At 57.8% G+C, this 16,685-nt stretch carries 16 protein-coding genes; 4 read left to right on the top strand and 12 right to left on the bottom strand.

Annotated elements, in window-relative coordinates:
* Window positions 1-2 precede the first annotated feature (2 nt).
* Window positions 3-716 (top strand): DUF3108 domain-containing protein, encoded by a 714-nt coding sequence (locus F8N43_RS12365; protein ID WP_150630164.1) that lies wholly within the window; start codon window positions 3-5, stop codon window positions 714-716.
* A 168-nt stretch (window positions 717-884) separates the two neighbouring features.
* Here the strand turns inward: F8N43_RS12365 and F8N43_RS12360 are convergent, their stop codons facing one another.
* Together F8N43_RS12360 and F8N43_RS12355 are read right to left on the bottom strand one after the other, a co-directional pair.
* Window positions 885-2,510 carry a methyl-accepting chemotaxis protein gene (locus F8N43_RS12360; protein WP_150653838.1) on the bottom strand — a complete coding sequence of 542 codons (1,626 nt, stop codon included), beginning with the start codon at window positions 2,508-2,510 and terminating at the stop codon, window positions 885-887.
* A 142-nt stretch (window positions 2,511-2,652) separates the two neighbouring features.
* Window positions 2,653-3,627 carry an amidohydrolase family protein gene (locus F8N43_RS12355; RefSeq protein ID WP_412071766.1) on the bottom strand — a complete coding sequence of 325 codons (975 nt, stop codon included), beginning with the start codon at window positions 3,625-3,627 and terminating at the stop codon, window positions 2,653-2,655.
* Between the two features lie 183 nt (window positions 3,628-3,810).
* Between F8N43_RS12355 and F8N43_RS12350 the strand changes: the two genes are divergently transcribed.
* Complete coding sequence (locus tag F8N43_RS12350; RefSeq protein ID WP_150630167.1) at window positions 3,811-4,227, top strand: OsmC family protein; 417 nt, start codon at window positions 3,811-3,813, stop codon at window positions 4,225-4,227.
* A gap of 61 nt (window positions 4,228-4,288) precedes the next feature.
* Entirely contained in the window at window positions 4,289-5,158 is an 870-nt protein-coding gene (locus F8N43_RS12345) for a pirin family protein (protein ID WP_150630168.1), read from the top strand.
* Between the two features lie 48 nt (window positions 5,159-5,206).
* Here the strand turns inward: F8N43_RS12345 and htpG are convergent, their stop codons facing one another.
* The 3 genes from htpG to F8N43_RS12330 form a co-directional block, all read right to left on the bottom strand.
* A complete protein-coding gene (htpG, locus tag F8N43_RS12340) occupies window positions 5,207-7,111 on the bottom strand; it encodes a molecular chaperone HtpG (RefSeq protein ID WP_150630169.1) in 1,905 nt (634 codons plus the stop codon).
* 81 nt (window positions 7,112-7,192) lie between these two features.
* Window positions 7,193-7,645: a PaaI family thioesterase gene (locus tag F8N43_RS12335; protein WP_150630170.1), complete on the bottom strand. Its 453-nt coding sequence runs from the start codon at window positions 7,643-7,645 to the stop codon at window positions 7,193-7,195.
* Window positions 7,642-8,118, bottom strand: coding sequence for a PaaI family thioesterase (locus tag F8N43_RS12330; protein ID WP_150630171.1), 477 nt, complete (start codon window positions 8,116-8,118; stop codon window positions 7,642-7,644). Before F8N43_RS12330 ends, F8N43_RS12335 begins: the two co-directional genes overlap by 4 nt.
* A 157-nt stretch (window positions 8,119-8,275) precedes the next feature.
* Between F8N43_RS12330 and F8N43_RS12325 the strand changes: the two genes are divergently transcribed.
* Window positions 8,276-8,509, top strand: coding sequence for a hypothetical protein (locus F8N43_RS12325; RefSeq protein ID WP_064679026.1), 234 nt, complete (start codon window positions 8,276-8,278; stop codon window positions 8,507-8,509).
* Window positions 8,510-8,576: 67 nt separating this feature from the next.
* Here the strand turns inward: F8N43_RS12325 and F8N43_RS12320 are convergent, their stop codons facing one another.
* The 7 genes from F8N43_RS12320 to odhB form a co-directional block, all read right to left on the bottom strand.
* Window positions 8,577-8,978 carry an MAPEG family protein gene (locus tag F8N43_RS12320; RefSeq protein WP_150630172.1) on the bottom strand — a complete coding sequence of 134 codons (402 nt, stop codon included), beginning with the start codon at window positions 8,976-8,978 and terminating at the stop codon, window positions 8,577-8,579.
* Entirely contained in the window at window positions 8,978-9,715 is a 738-nt protein-coding gene (locus F8N43_RS12315) for a DUF599 domain-containing protein (RefSeq protein ID WP_150630173.1), read from the bottom strand. Before F8N43_RS12315 ends, F8N43_RS12320 begins: the two co-directional genes overlap by 1 nt.
* A 176-nt stretch (window positions 9,716-9,891) precedes the next feature.
* Entirely contained in the window at window positions 9,892-11,205 is a 1,314-nt protein-coding gene (gene brnQ, locus F8N43_RS12310) for a branched-chain amino acid transport system II carrier protein (RefSeq protein WP_150637757.1), read from the bottom strand.
* A gap of 428 nt (window positions 11,206-11,633) precedes the next feature.
* Window positions 11,634-12,515 (bottom strand): succinate--CoA ligase subunit alpha, encoded by an 882-nt coding sequence (sucD, locus tag F8N43_RS12305; RefSeq protein ID WP_053156820.1) that lies wholly within the window; start codon window positions 12,513-12,515, stop codon window positions 11,634-11,636.
* Complete coding sequence (gene sucC, locus F8N43_RS12300) at window positions 12,515-13,681, bottom strand: ADP-forming succinate--CoA ligase subunit beta (RefSeq protein ID WP_007898980.1); 1,167 nt, start codon at window positions 13,679-13,681, stop codon at window positions 12,515-12,517. The genes sucD and sucC overlap by 1 nt, the downstream gene beginning before the upstream one ends.
* A gap of 196 nt (window positions 13,682-13,877) precedes the next feature.
* Window positions 13,878-15,314, bottom strand: coding sequence for a dihydrolipoyl dehydrogenase (lpdA, locus tag F8N43_RS12295; RefSeq protein ID WP_150630175.1), 1,437 nt, complete (start codon window positions 15,312-15,314; stop codon window positions 13,878-13,880).
* Between the two features lie 110 nt (window positions 15,315-15,424).
* Window positions 15,425-16,645: a 2-oxoglutarate dehydrogenase complex dihydrolipoyllysine-residue succinyltransferase gene (odhB, locus tag F8N43_RS12290; RefSeq protein ID WP_033056077.1), complete on the bottom strand. Its 1,221-nt coding sequence runs from the start codon at window positions 16,643-16,645 to the stop codon at window positions 15,425-15,427.
* Window positions 16,646-16,685: the final 40 nt, after the last annotated feature.

The raw sequence follows: 16,685 nt of genomic DNA, 5'->3' as shown, positions 1-16,685 counted from the left end.
TTATGCGTCGCGCCCTGCTCTTCGCTTGCGCTCTGCTTGCCCTGCCTTTCGCGCAGGCTGCGGAACTTCAACCTTTCTCCGCCAGCTACACCGCCGACTGGAAGCAGCTGCCCATGAGCGGCACCGCCGAGCGCAGCCTCACCAAGGAAGCCAACGGCGTCTGGAAGCTCAGCTTTAAGGCCTCGATGATGATCGCCAGCCTGACCGAAGAAAGTACCCTGACCCTGGACAAGGACACCCTGCTGCCACAGTCCTACCACTTTGAACGCGGTGGCCTGGGCAAAGCCAAAAAGGCTGACCTGGATTTCGACTGGACCGCCAAAAAGGTCACCGGCACCGATCGTGGTGACGCCGTCAACATTCCGCTCAACCGCGGCATGGTCGACAAATCCACCTATCAGCTTGCTCTCCAGCATGACGTGGCTGCCGGCAAGAAAAGCATGAGCTACCAGGTGGTCGATGATGGTGAAGTCGATACCTATGACTTCCGCGTGCTGGGTTCGGAAAAGGTCGACACCAAGGCTGGCCAGATCGACGCGATCAAGGTCGAGCGCGTACGCGATCCGACACAAAGCAAGCGCATCACCGTGCTGTGGTTCGCCAAGGACTGGGATTACCTGCTGGTCCGCCTGCAACAGGTCGAAACCGACGGCAAGGAGTACAACATCATGCTCCTCGACGGCAAGGTCAACGGCAAGGCTGTCAAGGGCAGCTGATCCGGATCGATATGGAAAGCCCCGCTAATGCGGGGTTTTTTTTCGCCTTTATGTAGGAACGAGCTTTCTCGCGATGGGTTGATGAACGCCGCAGCTTGTCAGGTTTACAGCGTTATCGTTAACGTCCATCGCGAGCACACTCGCTCCTACGGGGTTTGCAGCGTCTGGTCAGACCGAAAACCGCGCGACCATCGTATTCAGGTCCACCGCCAACCGCGACAACTCCTGACTCGCCGCACTGGTCTGATTCGCCCCCGCCGAAGTCTGCAATGCCAGATCACGAATGTTCATCAAATTGCGATCCACCTCTCGCGCTACTGCCGCTTGTTCCTCTGAGGCGCTGGCGATCACCAGGTTGCGCTCATTGATCAAGGTGAACGCCGACGCGATTTCTTCCAGAGCGACACCGGCGGCTTTCGCTACTTCGAGTGTCGAACGCGCGCGGGTGTTGCTCTGCTGCATTGAGCTGACGGCAGAATCGGTGCCTTGCTGGATACCCATAATCATCTGCTCGATTTCCCCCGTCGATTGCTGCGTCCGGTGCGCCAGGGCGCGCACCTCGTCAGCCACCACCGCAAACCCGCGCCCGGCGTCCCCGGCCCGCGCCGCTTCGATCGCTGCGTTCAAGGCCAGCAGGTTGGTCTGTTCGGCGATCGAGCGAATCACGTCAAGCACCTTGCTGATGCCATACACCTTCAGCGCGAGGTCTTCGACCTGTGAGGCGTTGGCGGTGACATCGTCAGCCAGAGACTCGATGGACAACACCGTCTGGTGAACCTGCTCGCGGCCATGCTGGGCGATCCGGTCAGATTCACGCGACGCTTCGGACGTGGCCACCGCGTTGCTTGCCACCTCCTCCACGGCGGCCGTCATTTGGTTGACCGCCGTCGCCGCCTGATCGATTTCCAGGCTTTGCTGATGCAGGCCACGGGTCGCGGCTTCGGTGACACTACTGAGTTCTTCCGAAGCCGAAGCCAATTGGCTGGACGAGTCGGAGATGCGCCGAAGGGTGTCGCGCAAACTCTGCTGCATGCTTTTCAGCGCCTGCAGCAGACGCGCCGGTTCATCCTTGCCGGAGATGCGGATGTCACCGGTCAGATCGCCGCCCGCCACCCCTTCAGCCACCTTCAACGATTGCGCGAGCGGCAACACGATGCTGCGCGTCAACAACAGCGCCAGGCCGATAGTCATCAACACCGTCACGCCAATCATCACGCCGACCCAGAACCTGGAGTAGCTGAACACCACACGCCCCGACTCGGTAGCGAGATTGGCGTTGCGTTTGTTCAGTTCCACCAACTCCTTGAGCGTCACGGCGATACCATCAGCAATCGGGCTCATATCGCCGTTGAGAATTGCTGCCGACTCCTCCACTCGTCCTTGAGCGGACAGGTTCATCACCTGACTCTGAAACTGCAGGTACTTCTGCTCGGCGGCCTTGAAACGGTCGAACAGCACACGCTCTTCCGGCAACACGATCAGCCGCTCATAGCGTTGATGCGTTTCTTCGAGGGTACCTTTGAGTTCGTTGAGCTTGCCGACATTCTGCCCCAGCGCCTGCGGATCGCGCTCGATCAGCAGGCGCATGGTCAAGGCCCGCAGCCGCAACATGTCCTGACTCATTTCACCGACCACCATCACGCTGGGCAGCCAGTTGTCATCCACCTGATCCGACTGTGCGCGCATGTTCGACATTTGCAGCAGGGCGAACGCCCCCAACCCAAACACCATCAACGCCAACAGACCAAAACCCAGGCCTGCACGCGGCGCAATATTGATACTTCTGATACTCATTGCCTTGGTTCCTTCCAAAAAAAAAATGCTGCATCGTACCTGCAGCTGGTTTCTTTAGAAGGTATCGGCTCGCAAAACTTTTTAGTAAGACGAAAACGTAATATCAAACCATCCAAATACTTTGATCGAAGGGCAGCAACGACTAGCGAACGGCGTGCGGCAGGATCGACAGAAAGTTGTCCCGCGCGACTTTTCTCGCAATCTCCTCGGGCAATGCGTCAAGAAGCGGATCAAATCCATGAATTTCCTGACCGAGCTTGTTGAAACGTCCCACCACGTCCGAGCCGATCATGAAGCGCTCCGGAAAGCGCTCCACCAGCTTTAACCACGCTTCGCGAGGCTTGCCCTGCTCGTCCAGCAAGTAAGGCGTCAGCAGGCTCCAGGACAGGTCGATGTACAGATTGGGATAAGCCTCAAGCATGCGCGTCAGGGTCGGCAGCAGAAAATCCAGCTGAGTCTGGTGCCGATGTATCTCGGCACTGGTGCCCGCATGCGCCCAGAGAAAGCGGGTGTGCGGGTGATTGCGCAGCGGTTCTTCGATTTCCGCGAGGTACAGCGGATTTTTCTCACGCTTGGAAGTGATGTTGGAGTGCAGCATTACTGGCAAGTCGTTTTCGGCGGCGAGGTGATAGATCCGTGTCATCGCTTCGTTATTGGCCCGCGGCGTATCCCCGGAGGTCAGCGCGGTCAGGTCATCGTGACGGGTGAAGACTTCGCCGATGCCCTGCCACAGCCCCGGATTGAGATCCAGCACGCGCTGGATATGGGCCGCGGAGTTTTTATCGTTGGGGTTGAAGCCGGACAGGAACGGATGAAAGTGTTGTCGCTGTTCGGGTGTCAGTTTGTTCACCGCGGCGGCGACGATAGTGTCTGTTGCGCTGTACCAATAGGCATCGGCGTCATCACCGGCGTAATAGCGCGGGCGCTTCGGTTCATCTTCGTGCCATTTTTTGGCCACCGGAATGCCGGAAATCATCACATGATCAATGCGATTGTCGGCCATGGCCTTGAGCAATTTCGGCATGCCCGCACTTTCCTGGAAGAAATCCACGTAATGCAGGTGCGCGTCGCTGTAGCCATATTCGCGAGCGAAGGCTTCAACACTCGTCAGCAGCATCAACGCGGTAAAGCTCAAGCGGGATAAACGCACAGGCAATCTCCAGCGACAGGAAAAGCGTAGACCTCGGCGCACTGCAGACGGTTCAGCCGGTAAGAAAGTGGAACGCGACCGGACAGGAATGCTCTATAACAACGAAGTCTTTTTGATCGAATGACTTAATTCCTGCCTGGGAGGCTTGCCATGACCGTTACCATCAATACCGTTTCCGCCGAAGGTTTTCGTCACAGCGTACAAATCGATGACCACGAACTCTTTGCCGATGTGCCAACCTCCGCCGGCGGTGAAGGCTCGGCACCCGAGCCACATGATTACTTCGATGCTGCGCTCGGCGCGTGCAAGGCTTTGACCCTGAAGCTGTATGCGAAGAAAAAAGACATTCCGCTGACGGGTGTTGGTGTGGAGGTCAAACGCGACAACAGTGAAGAGCAGAAAGGCAAATATGTCCTGCACGTCAAACTGACGCTCAAGGGTGTGCTCACCGATGCCCAGCGCGATGAACTGCACCGCGTGGCCGACCGTTGCCCGGTGCACAAGCTGATGACCACCACTGAAGTCAGCATCGAAACCCATCTGTCAGAAGGCGCCTTCAGCCAATAGCGGCAAGGGCCGGGCAAGCGGGTTATGCTCCACGCGTCACCCGCTCAGCCTGGAATGCACCATGAACACTCCCCTCGTGATCCGTCCCCGCGCCGAAGATGTCGAAGGCCAACCGATTCTTCGCCCGCTGCCGTCAGCCAAATGCCGCAGCGTCGGGCCTTTTGTGTTTTTCGATCACATGCTGGAAACCCGTTATCCCGCGGGCAAAGGCATGAACATCCGTCAGCACCCGCACATCGGTCTGTCGACGCTCACCTACCTGTTTCAGGGGCAGATCCAGCACAAGGACAGCCTCGGTTCCGATCAGGTGGTGGAGGCCGGTGACGTCAGCTGGATGACCGCCGGCAGTGCCATTGCCCACGTCGAGCGCTCGCCCGAGGACTTGAAGGACCGCGGATTCACCCTGCACGGTTTACAGATCTGGCTTGCATCACCGAAAGATCATGAACAGGGACCGGGACACTACAGTCATCATCCAGCGTGTACGTTGCCGCTCAGCGATAACCTTGGGGTGAAGATCCGGATGATCGCCGGGTCAGGCTTTTGCCTTGAATCGCCGGTGCCGGTGCTTTCTCCTACGCTCTACGCGGAACTGAACCTTCAGACAGCAACCACGCTGCTGATTCCCACCGAGCATGAAGAACGGGCGCTGTACGTGTTGAGCGGCGATGTACAGCTCGATGGCGAACGGATAGAACCGCATGCGCTGGTCGTACTGCCAGCGGGGGAAGAGATGACGTTGTTCGCCGAGACCGACTGTCATGCAGTGCTGTTTGGTGGCGCGCCACTGGATGGGCCGCGAAGGATCAACTGGAATTTTGTGGCGAGCGATCCGGCGGCTATCGATGAAGCACGCCGACGCTGGGCGGCCGGGGATTGGCCAACGGTGCCGGGAGAAGTTGAGCGGATCGAGCTGCCCCCCGCCCGCTAAAGCCCAGGAATAAAAAAACCCGCCGAAGCGGGTTTTTTTACAACGCCGTTAAACCGACAGTTCAACCAGCAGCTTGTTGAGACGGCGCACATACGCGGCCGGGTCTTTCAAGCTGTCGCCGGCCGCCAGGGCCGCCTGATCGAAGAGGATGTGCGACAGGTCGCCGAAGCGCTCGTCGCTCTGCTCGCTGTCGAGCTTCTCGATCAACGGGTGAGCCGGGTTGAATTCGAAGATCGGCTTCGAATCCGGAACCTTCTGACCGCTGGCTTCGAGGATCTGACGCATTTGCAGGCCCAGGTCCTGCTCGCCGATAGCGAGAATCGCCGGGGAGTCGGTCAGACGATGGGAAACCCGTACTTCAGCAACCGAATCGCCCAGTGCAGTTTTCAGACGTTCAACCAGACCTTCTTTGGACTTGGCGACTTCTTCTGCGGCTTTCTTGTCCTCTTCCGAGTCCAGGTTACCCAGGTCCAGGTCACCGCGCGCCACGTCGACAAAGCTCTTGCCGTCGAAGTCGCTGAGGTAGCTCATCAGCCACTCGTCGATGCGGTCGGTCAGCAGCAGCACTTCGATGCCTTTCTTGCGGAAGACTTCCAGGTGCGGGCTGTTTTTGACTTGCGCGTAGGTTTCGCCGGTCAGGTAGTAAATCTTGTCCTGACCTTCCTTGGCGCGAGCCAGGTATTCGGCCAGACCGACCACCTGCTCGCCTTCTTCGCCCTGAGTGGAGGCGAAACGCAGCAGGCCAGCAATTTTCTCTTTGTTGGCGAAATCTTCTGCCGGGCCTTCTTTCATGACCTGGCCGAAGTTTTTCCAGAAGCCTTTGTATTGCTCAGGCTCGTTCTTCGCCAGTTTTTCCAGCATGTCCAGCACACGCTTGGTCAGCGCCGACTTCATGGAGTCGATGATCGGATCTTTCTGCAGGATTTCCCGCGACACGTTCAGCGACAGGTCGTTGGAATCGACCACGCCTTTGATGAAGCGCAGGTACAGCGGCAGGAACGACTCGGCCTGATCCATGACGAACACGCGCTGCACGTACAGCTTCAGGCCTTTCGGCGCTTCGCGCTGGTACAGGTCGAACGGAGCACGGGTCGGTACGTAAAGCAGCGAGCTGTATTCGAGCTTGCCTTCGACCTTGTTGTGACTCCAGCTCAGCGGATTTTCGAAATCGTGCGCGATGTGTTTGTAGAACTCCTGATATTCCTCGTCCTTGATCTCGGTGCGAGGACGGGTCCACAGGGCGCTGGCGCGGTTGACGGTTTCCCATTCAACGGCCGGCTTCTCTTCACCTTCGACGGCTGCCACTTCTTTCGGCAACTCGATTGGCAAAGCGATGTGGTCAGAGTACTTCTTGATGATGTTGCGCAGACGCCAGCCATCGGCGAACTCGTCTTCACCGGACTTCAGGTGCAGGACGATGCGGGTGCCGCGCTCGGCTTTCTCGACGGTGGCAACTTCAAAATCGCCTTCGCCCTTGGACGACCAGTGCACGCCTTCGCTGGCGGCAGCACCGGCACGACGGCTGAACACGTCGACTTTGTCGGCGACGATGAAGGCGGAGTAGAAACCCACGCCGAACTGACCGATCAGGTGCGAATCTTTCTTCTGATCGCCAGACAAGTGTTTCATGAAATCAGCGGTGCCGGATTTGGCGATGGTGCCCAGATGGGTGATCGCGTCTTCACGGCTCATGCCGATGCCGTTGTCTTCGAGGGTGACGGTTTTAGCGTCTTTGTCGAAGCTCACACGGATTTTCAGTTCGGCGCCACCTTCCAGCAACTCAGGCTTGGACAGGGCTTCGAAACGTAATTTGTCGACAGCGTCAGAGGCGTTCGAGATCAATTCGCGAAGGAAGATTTCCTTGTTGGAATACAGCGAATGGATCATGAGGTGCAGCAGTTGCTTCACCTCGGTCTGGAAGCCCAGGGTTTCCTTTTGAGTTTCCACACTCATGGTCATCAAACTCCAATCAGATGGCAGTGGCCGCGACCTAGAGGGTCGGCGGCGGGTTGTCATCAAAGTTGGGGGCTCGGATCAGGATTTCAAGGGCTCATCGATTTTGAAGTGGGCACGGGCGGTGGCAATGGGCTCGGCTTCGGTGCTTTGCCAGGCGGTTATTGCCACGTTGGCGACACGCCGCCCCTGACGGCACACTTGGCAGCGAGCCCACGTATCGCGGAACTGCCCGGCACGCAGGTAGTCGAGGGAAAAGTCGATAATCTTCGGTACGCCCGGCGAGCCGGTAAAAATCAGCAGGTGCAAGGCAGCGGACAGCTCCATGAACCCGGCAATTACACCGCCGTGAATCGCCGGCAATAATGGGTTACCAATGTTGTCCTTGCTCGCAGGCAGGCGAAACAGCAGCTCATCGCCGACCCGCGAGCACTCGACTCCAATCAATTTGGCGTAGGGAATCAAATGCAGCAGCGAGGCGTAATCGCCCTGCTCATGGGCCTGTTGCAGTTGTTCCTTGAAGTTGTCAGTCACTTCGCCCCTCCGGCGATGACGCCACCAAAGCCTTTGGTGCCTTTGATGGCCTTGCCCATGCGCATGAACGTGCCCACGACATGGGCGATGGGCTGTTCGGGATCGTCCTGATAGGCAAAGCCGCGGGCGAAGATCACGTCCGTGGTGACCCGATAGCATTGGGCAAAACCGTACACATCCTTGTGCGGCTCGGCCGCGTGCATGTAATCGATGCGCAGATCGAGGGTCGGGCAGACTTCGAACTCGGGCAGTACGCAGAGGGTGGACATTCCACACGCGGTGTCCATCAAGGTAGTCAGTGCACCGCCGTGGATCACGCCGGTTTGCGGGTTACCGACGATTTGCGGGCTGTACGGCAGAATCACGGTGAGCCCGGCACTGCTGGCGCTATGAACTCGCAGCCCGAGTACCTGACAGTGTCGCAATGCCGATAGAAATCGCGTCGCGCGCTCAAAAACGGGGTTTTCGGCCATTTGATAAAAACTCTTCTTAGTATTCCGACACCGCACTAGGCGTATTCGTAAAAGTTCCCGTGGGAATAATCTTATATATCTGAACGAATTGAGGAACTTAACCCTGATGGCCGCGCTCGAAAGGCCAGTAGATATTTTCCATAAGGAGAAACACCCCATGCGTAAGACTTTAGCTATTGCCTTGATGTTGACCGCTTCCCTCGGTCTCGCTGCCTGCGATAAAAAATCCGAGGACAAAGCTCAAGATGCCAACCAACATGCTGAGCAGGCTCAGCAAGACATGAACAAAGCTCAGGATAAAGTGAACGACGCAGCGAAAGAAAACGCTGAAGCTGCCAAAGCGCAGGCTGAATCGAACGAAGCCGCTGCAAAAGAAGCACCTAAAAACTAAAACAGTTTTTAGCGTGATAAGGAAAACCCGCCAAGTGCGGGTTTTCTTTTGCCTGACATTTACCCTGTTAGAGCAAAATCGTTCTAAAAGTCGGACTAATCATCAAAAGCAACGAACACACTAACCCGACAACCCACACCAGACTTCGTTGCCAGGCAAGATCGCCCCAGTAGCACAATAAGTAAATGATGCGGGTGATCACAAAGATGATTGCCAGCGTATCAATCAGCCAACCCGCCGTTTGCGTGGTGTGCGCGATCAACACCCCCACCGCGAACAATATGAAAGCTTCGAAGCAGTTCTGATGGGCCGCCACCGCTCGAGCACCGAAGCCAGTGAGCTGGGCCTGCTGTTGGCGTGGCAGGTGATTGTTGTAACCGCCCTGCTCTTTCATGGCCTTGGCCACCGGCATGCGGGCCACGTAAATCAGCAAAGCGCTGATAAACACACACCAGAACGGAATACTCATCAAGCTGCCTCTTTGTTTGCCTCAGGCAATGGCGCCTCAGTAGGGGTATAGACCATCACGTCGAGAACGTCGGAATGAAACTCCCGGCGATACAGCACCAGCACCACGCCGGCACTCATCAACATGAACAACCAGGGACTGACGAACCACGCCAGCATGGTCATGCCGAAGTAATAGGAGCGCAGGCCGAAGTTGAACTGGTTGGCGGCCATGGAGATGACACGCGCCGCACGGGCCGCGAAGGCTTTGCGCTCCTGCTCTGAAACGTGCCGCTCTCCGACCATTGGCGCCGAGCCGATCAGAATCGCTGCAAAGTTGTACTGCCGCATGCACCAGCTGAAAGTAAAAAACGCATAGACGAACACCAGCGCCAGGCACAGCAACTTGATTTCCGACATGCCCTGCGAGGCCTGTTGCACCATTGGAATATCCGCCAGCAATGACACGGCCCGCTCAGAAGCACCGAGAACGGTGAGAATGCCGGCAAGAATGATCAACGTGCTGGAAGCAAAGAAAGACGCATTGCGCTCCAGATTGCCGACCACGCTGGCGTCGGCAATACGGTTGTCGCGCAGCAGCATGCGGCGCATCCAGTCTTCACGGTACAGGTGCAATACGCTGGCCAGGCACGCGGTGTCGCGGCCCTTCCATGTCGCATAACGGGTATAGCCGCCCCAGCAGATGACAAACCAGACGGCGGCAAGAATGTGGATCAGGTTGGCGTGGATGAACGACATGCAGGTCCTTGTGATGTATTTGCGGAGGATCCGAAACCCTGTGGGATTTGCAATGCTTCGACGTTAGCTCACAAAAAAAGACACTGCCTCACGCGCATAAAAAATGCCCCGTATCGATTGATACGGGGCATTTCTGTTGAAGCTCAAGACCCGCTTATGGCGGGCCGTGAAGCAGCTTAAGCCAGCACTTCTTCGCGCTTGCCCAGCATCCGGTCGCAAACCACCGCCACCACCAGGGTCATGACCGACGGCACCAGCCACGCCAGACCTTGCTCGCTCAACGGCAAATGAGCCAATTGCGTCGGCATCCAATCCGCCAGACCCGCGCCCTTGAGCGCATCGATCAGGCCGAAGATGAACGACACCAACATCACCGGACCCACAATGCGTCCCTGCTCATGCCAGAAGTCCTTGCAGAAGCTCAGGGCGACCAGCGCGATGCACGGCGGGTAGATCGCAGTCAGAACAGGGATTGAGAACGCAATCAGCTTGGTGAGGCCCAGGTTGGACACCAGCAGGGAGAACGCGGCGAGGATGATGACCAAGCTCTTGTAGGACAGTGGCAGCACACGGCTGAAGTACTCGGCGCAGGCACACGTCAGACCGACCGCCGTCACCAGGCAAGCCAGCGAGATCAGCACCGCGAGGAAACCGCTGCCCAAGGAGCCGAAGGTGTGTTGAACGTAAGCGTGCAACACCGCCGCACCGTTGGTGGCGCCGGCAGCCACTTCATGGCTGCCCGAACCGAGGCGGAACAGACTGACATACACCAGCGCCAGACCGACACCGGCAATCAGCCCGGCAATGATCGCGTAACGGGTGATCAGTACCGGAGAATCCACGCCGCGAGAGCGGATGGCGTTGACGATAACGATGCCGAACACCAGCGCACCCAGGGTATCCATGGTCAGGTAACCATTGATGAAGCCTTGGGAAAACGGTGCAGCAACATACTCAGGTGTCGCCACGCCGATGTCACCGGCCGGCAGCGCGAACGCGGCGATGCCGAGTGCAGCCAGGGCGATAATCTTCAACGGTGCGAGGAAACGTCCTACGGTGTCCAGCAAACGGCCCGGGTAGAGCGAGATGAAGAACACCAACAGGAAGTACACCGAGCTATAGAGGAACAGCGCCAGCGGGCTCTCGCCGGTCAGCGGCGCCAGGCCCACTTCGAACGATACAGTCGCCGTACGCGGCGTCGCGAATAGCGGGCCAACGGCGAGGTAGCACGCAGCGGCCAACAGGCCACCAGCGACCTTGCCGATCGGGCTGCTCAAGGCATCCATGGCGCCGCCGACCTTGGCCAGGGCAACCACGGTGATCACCGGCAGACCCACCGCCGTGATCAGAAAGCCCAGCGCCGCCATCCAGACATGAGGCCCGGACTGCAAACCGACGATAGGCGGGAAGATGATGTTGCCAGCCCCGACGAACAGGGCAAACGTCATAAAACCAAGTGCCAGAATGTCCTGGCCTTTCAACACTTTCATTAAGGAAATACCACACTACTGAATCGGAATTTAGAGAGGGATTTCCCTTATGGGTGAGGGAAATGCTGTCGGCCCGCATAGGACTGACCCTTTAGCGCGAAGCTTCCTTGTGGGATGCGGACGCAAAAATGGCGGCTAGCCTAACGAATTTGAGCGAAAAACGCACTGTTAGAGGGCGAACATTCCGATACACGACATTTTTGTGTCGCGTTTTTGCATGTAATGGGTTGGCGCCTGTAAGTCCGCCATCGCGGGCAGGCGCGTTCCCACAGTGGAGCGGGTCGCTCACAAAAAATGCATACGGCACAATTCCCTGTGGGAGCGGGCTTGCCCGCGATGGCGTCCGCACTGTCGACGCAAACTTCCGAAACGACAAAGGCCACCCGAAGGTGGCCTTTGTTTGGTGAAGCGTCAGCTAAGCACGAAGCTTATTTGACAGCCCAACCGGTCAGCTCGGACAAAGCCTTGCCGATGTCTGCCAGCGAACGCACGGTTTTAACACCTGCGTCTTCCAGGGCAGCAAACTTCTCGTCTGCAGTGCCTTTGCCGCCAGAGATGATTGCGCCAGCATGGCCCATGCGCTTGCCCGGAGGAGCAGTCACACCAGCGATGTAGGAAACAACCGGCTTGGTCACGTGTGCCTTGATGTAGGCAGCCGCTTCTTCTTCAGCCGAACCGCCGATCTCGCCGATCATTACGATCGCTTCGGTCTTCGGGTCTTCCTGGAACAGCTTCAGGATGTCGATGAAGTTCGAACCCGGGATCGGGTCACCGCCGATGCCGACGCAAGTCGACTGACCGAAACCGGCGTCAGTGGTCTGCTTCACAGCTTCGTAGGTCAGGGTGCCGGAACGGGAAACGATACCGACCTTGCCTGGCAAGTGAATGTGACCTGGCATGATGCCGATCTTGCATTCGCCTGGAGTGATCACGCCTGGGCAGTTAGGGCCGATCAGGACTACGCCCAGCTCGTCGCACTTGACCTTGGCATCCAGCATGTCCAGGGTAGGAATGCCTTCAGTGATGCAAACGATCAGCTTGATGCCGCCGAACGCCGCTTCCAGGATGGAGTCCTTGCAGAAAGGAGCTGGAACGTAGATCACGCTGGCGGTGGCGCCAGTGGCAGCTACAGCATCTTTCACGGTGTTGAACACTGGCAGACCCAGGTGCTCGGTGCCGCCTTTACCAGGAGTAACGCCGCCAACCATCTTGGTGCCGTATTCGATGGCTTGCTGGGTGTGGAAACTACCTTGCGAACCGGTAATACCCTGGCAGATAACTTTGGTGTCTTTATTGATCAGGACGCTCATTATTTGCCCTCCGCAGCTTTGACAACTTGTTGAGCAGCGTCGGTCAGGCTGGTAGCAGCGATGATGTTCAAACCGCTTTCTGCCAGTACTTTAGCGCCCAGCTCAGCGTTGTTGCCTTCAAGGCGAACAACAACCGGGATTTTCACGCCGACTTCTTTCACAGCGCCGATGATGCCTTCGGCAATCATGTCGCAACGAACGATGCCGCCGAAGATGTTGACCAGTACTGCAGCGACGTTAGTGTCGGACAGGATGATCTTGAACGCTTCGGTAACGCGTTCTTTGGTAGCACCGCCGCCCACGTCGAGGAAGTTGGCTGGTTTGCCGCCATGCAGGTTGACGATGTCCATGGTACCCATGGCCAGGCCAGCACCGTTGACCATGCAACCGATGTTGCCTTCCAGTGCTACGTAGTTCAGTTCGAACTTGGCAGCGTGCGCTTCGCGCGGATCGTCTTGCGACGGATCGTGGAAAGTCTTCAGCTTAGGCTGACGATACATGGCGTTGGCGTCGATGTTGATCTTGGCGTCGAGGCAATGCAGATCGCCGTCAGCCTTGATCACCAGCGGGTTCACTTCCAGCAGAGCCAGGTCGTGATCCTTGAACAGCTTGGCCAGACCTACGAAGATCTTGGCGAACTGAGCAACCTGCTTGCCTTCCAGACCCAGCTGGAATGCCAGCTCGCGACCCTGGAATGGCTGAGCGCCAACCAGTGGATCGATAGTGGCTTTCAGAATTTTTTCTGGAGTGTCGTGAGCGATTTTCTCGATGTCCACGCCACCTTCGGTGGAAGCCATGAACACGATGCGACGGCTCGAACGGTCAACGACAGCGCCCAGGTACAGCTCTTTAGCGATATCAGTGCACGATTCAACCAGGATCTTGGTGACTGGCTGACCATTGGCGTCAGTCTGGTAAGTCACCAGACGCTTGCCCAGCCACTGCTGTGCGAATGCCTTAGCGTCTTCTTTGCTGCGAACCAGCTTTACGCCGCCCGCTTTACCGCGACCACCAGCGTGGACCTGGGCTTTGACAACCCACTCGGTGCCGCCGATTTTGTCGCAAGCTTCTGCTGCTGCTTCCGGGGTGTCTACCGCATAACCGGTGGAAACTGGCAGGCCGTACTCAGCGAACAGCTGCTTACCCTGATACTCGTGAAGATTCATGCTTATTACCGTCTTCGTTAGGTACTGCGCATTCGGTGCTGCACTCGTTCAAGTGCCGCACCACCTGTGACTGCTGCTTGCGTAGCCTTTCCGGACAACCGGTGCAGCTACGCAAGACTGCGTCCAGCGGATATTCCGCGGTGAGTCTTGCATGCAAGGCTCACGACGGGCCATACCGCCGTGGTTTCTTATTGTCTTAACGCTTCTTGCGGTTGGCGATGTGAATGGCGCCGCCATTCACTGCCAGAGCTGCTTCGTGCAAGGCTTCAGACAGGGTCGGATGGGAGAAAACCATCATGCCCAGGTCTTCAGCGCTGGTGCCGAATTCCATGCCGATCGCGCCCTGCTGAACCAGTTCTGCAGCGCTCGGGCCAATCACGTGGACGCCCAATACGCGGTCAGTCTTGGCATCGGCAATGACTTTCACGAAACCGCCGGTGTCGTTGGCTGCCATGGCACGGCCGCTGGCTGCGAACGGGAAGGTGCCAACGTTAACTTCAACGCCTTCAGCCTTCAATACCTGCTCGGTTTTGCCAACCCACGCGATTTCCGGGTGAGTATAAATAACCGAAGGGATCAGGTCATAGTTGATTTGTGCTTTGTGGCCCTTGATGCGCTCAACCACCATGATGCCTTCTTCGGACGCCTTGTGCGCCAGCATCATGCCGCGAACCACGTCACCGATCGCGTAAACGCCCGGTACGCTGGTGGCGCACTGGTCGTCAACGAATACGAAACCGCGCTCGTCGATGGTCACACCGCTGTCGGCAGCCAACAGTTCGGTAGTTACTGGACGGCGACCAACGGCAACGATCAGCTTGTCGAAAGTGATGCTCTGTTCGCCGTTGGCATCGGTGTAGTTCACAACGACTTCGTCGCCGTTCACTTTGGAACCGGTGACGCGAGCACCCAGCTTGATGTCCAGACCTTGTTTGGTCAGGGTTTTGTAGGCTTCTTTGGAAACTGCGTCGTCAGCGGCTGGCAGGAACTTCTCCAGCGCTTCCAGAACAACGACTTCAGCGCCCAGACGCGACCATACCGAACCCAGTTCCAGACCGATTACGCCAGCGCCGATAACGCCCAGACGCTTAGGTACGGTTTGGAATTCCAGTGCGCCGGTCGAATCGACGATCACGTTCTGATCAACCGGAGCCGGTGGAATGTCGATCGGACGCGAGCCCGAAGCCAGAATCACGTTCTCGGCTTCGATGATTTCAACGCTGCCGTCTGGCTTGGTCAGTTCAACTTTCTTGCCGGCCAGCAATTTGCCGTGGCCTTGCAGGGAAGTGACGCCGTTCGCCTTGAACAGGGTGGCAACGCCAGAGGTCAGGCCTTTGACGATGTTGGCTTTGCGGCCAACCATTGCCGCCACGTCCATGGTCACGCCAGCGTGATTGATACCGTGGATCGCGAAGCCTTCTTTGGCTTCCTTGTATTTCCAGGAGCTGTCCAGCAGTGCCTTGGATGGAATGCAGCCGACGTTCAGGCAAGTACCGCCGAGGGCCAGTTTGCCTTCCTTGTCGGTGTATTTCTCGATGCAGGCAGTGGTGAGGCCCAGTTGCGCTGCTTTAATGGCAGCCACGTAGCCGCCAGGGCCCGCGCCAATCACTACCACGTCGAATTTCTGAGTCATGTGTCATTCCTTCTCGAATCAAACCGGACGGTCCCTTTTGGGGACCGTCGTGGGACGAAGCTGGTCATTACAGATGGGCCGCCCGTCAAGCGGCGACCCGTGCAACGAAATCAGATATCCAGCAGCAAACGAGCCGGGTCTTCCAGCAGGTTCTTGATGGTAACCAGGAAGGTCACAGCTTCTTTGCCATCGATCAGACGGTGATCGTAGGACAGAGCCAGGTACATCATCGGACGGATAACGACCTGACCGTTGATCGCCATAGGACGCTGCAGAATGTTGTGCATGCCCAGGATGGCCGCTTGCGGCGGGTTGACGATCGGGGTGGACATCATCGAACCGAAGGTACCACCGTTGGTGATGGTGAACGTACCGCCGGTCATTTCGTCCATCGACAGCTTGCCGTCGCGAGCCTTCTTGCCGAAGGTGGCGATGCCGCCTTCGATTTCAGCCAGGCTCATCAGTTCGGCGTTACGCAGAACCGGTACGACCAGGCCGCGGTCGCTGGAAACAGCCACACCGACGTCAGCGTAGCCGTGGTAAACGATGTCGGCACCGTCGATCGACGCGTTGACAGCCGGGAAGCGTTTCAGCGCTTCGGTGGCCGCTTTCACGAAGAACGACATGAAGCCCAGGCGTACGCCGTTGTGGGACTTCTCGAACAGGTCCTTGTACTTCGAACGCAGGGCCATGACTTCGGTCATGTCGACTTCGTTGAAGGTAGTCAGCATCGCCATGTTCGACTGAGCTTCTACCAGACGCTTGGCCACGGTAGCGCGAACGCGGGTCATCGGTACGCGCTTCTCGATGCGGTCGCCAGCGGCGAACACAGGAGCAGCGGCAGCAGGAGCAGCAGCCTTGGCAGGCGCGGCAGCCGGAGCGGCTTTCTTGGCAGCAACAGCGGCTACGACGTCTTCCTTGGTCACACGACCGCCTTTGCCGGTGCCGGCAACGGAAGCGATGTTGATGCCGTTTTCTTCAGCCAGCTTGCGAGCAGCCGGTGCAGCAACAGGATCGTCTTCGCCTTCGGCGGCTGGAGCAGCAGCCTGTGCAGCGGCCGGAGCAGCGGCAGCGGCTGGAGCGGCAGCAGCGCCGCCCGCTTCGATGGAGCCCAGGACTTCGTCGGACAGAACGGTGTCGCCTTCGTTCTTGACGATAGCGCCCAGCACGCCGTCAGCAGTGGCCAACACTTCCAGCACAACTTTGTCGGTTTCGATGTCGACGATCAGGTCGTCACGCTTTACAGCGTCGCCCGGTTGTTTGTGCCAGGTGGCAACGGTGCCGTCGGCAACCGATTCCGGGAAAGTGGGGGCTTTGATTTCGATAGCCATTATCTGTGAGTCCTTAAATTCGGTTTCAGGTGCGCGAAGG

Source organism: Pseudomonas fluorescens (assembly GCF_902498065.1).
Taxonomy (GTDB): domain Bacteria; phylum Pseudomonadota; class Gammaproteobacteria; order Pseudomonadales; family Pseudomonadaceae; genus Aquipseudomonas; species Aquipseudomonas fluorescens_BJ.
The sequence above is the reverse complement of the archived record's forward strand: the minus strand, read 5'-3'. Positions and strand labels throughout refer to the sequence as shown.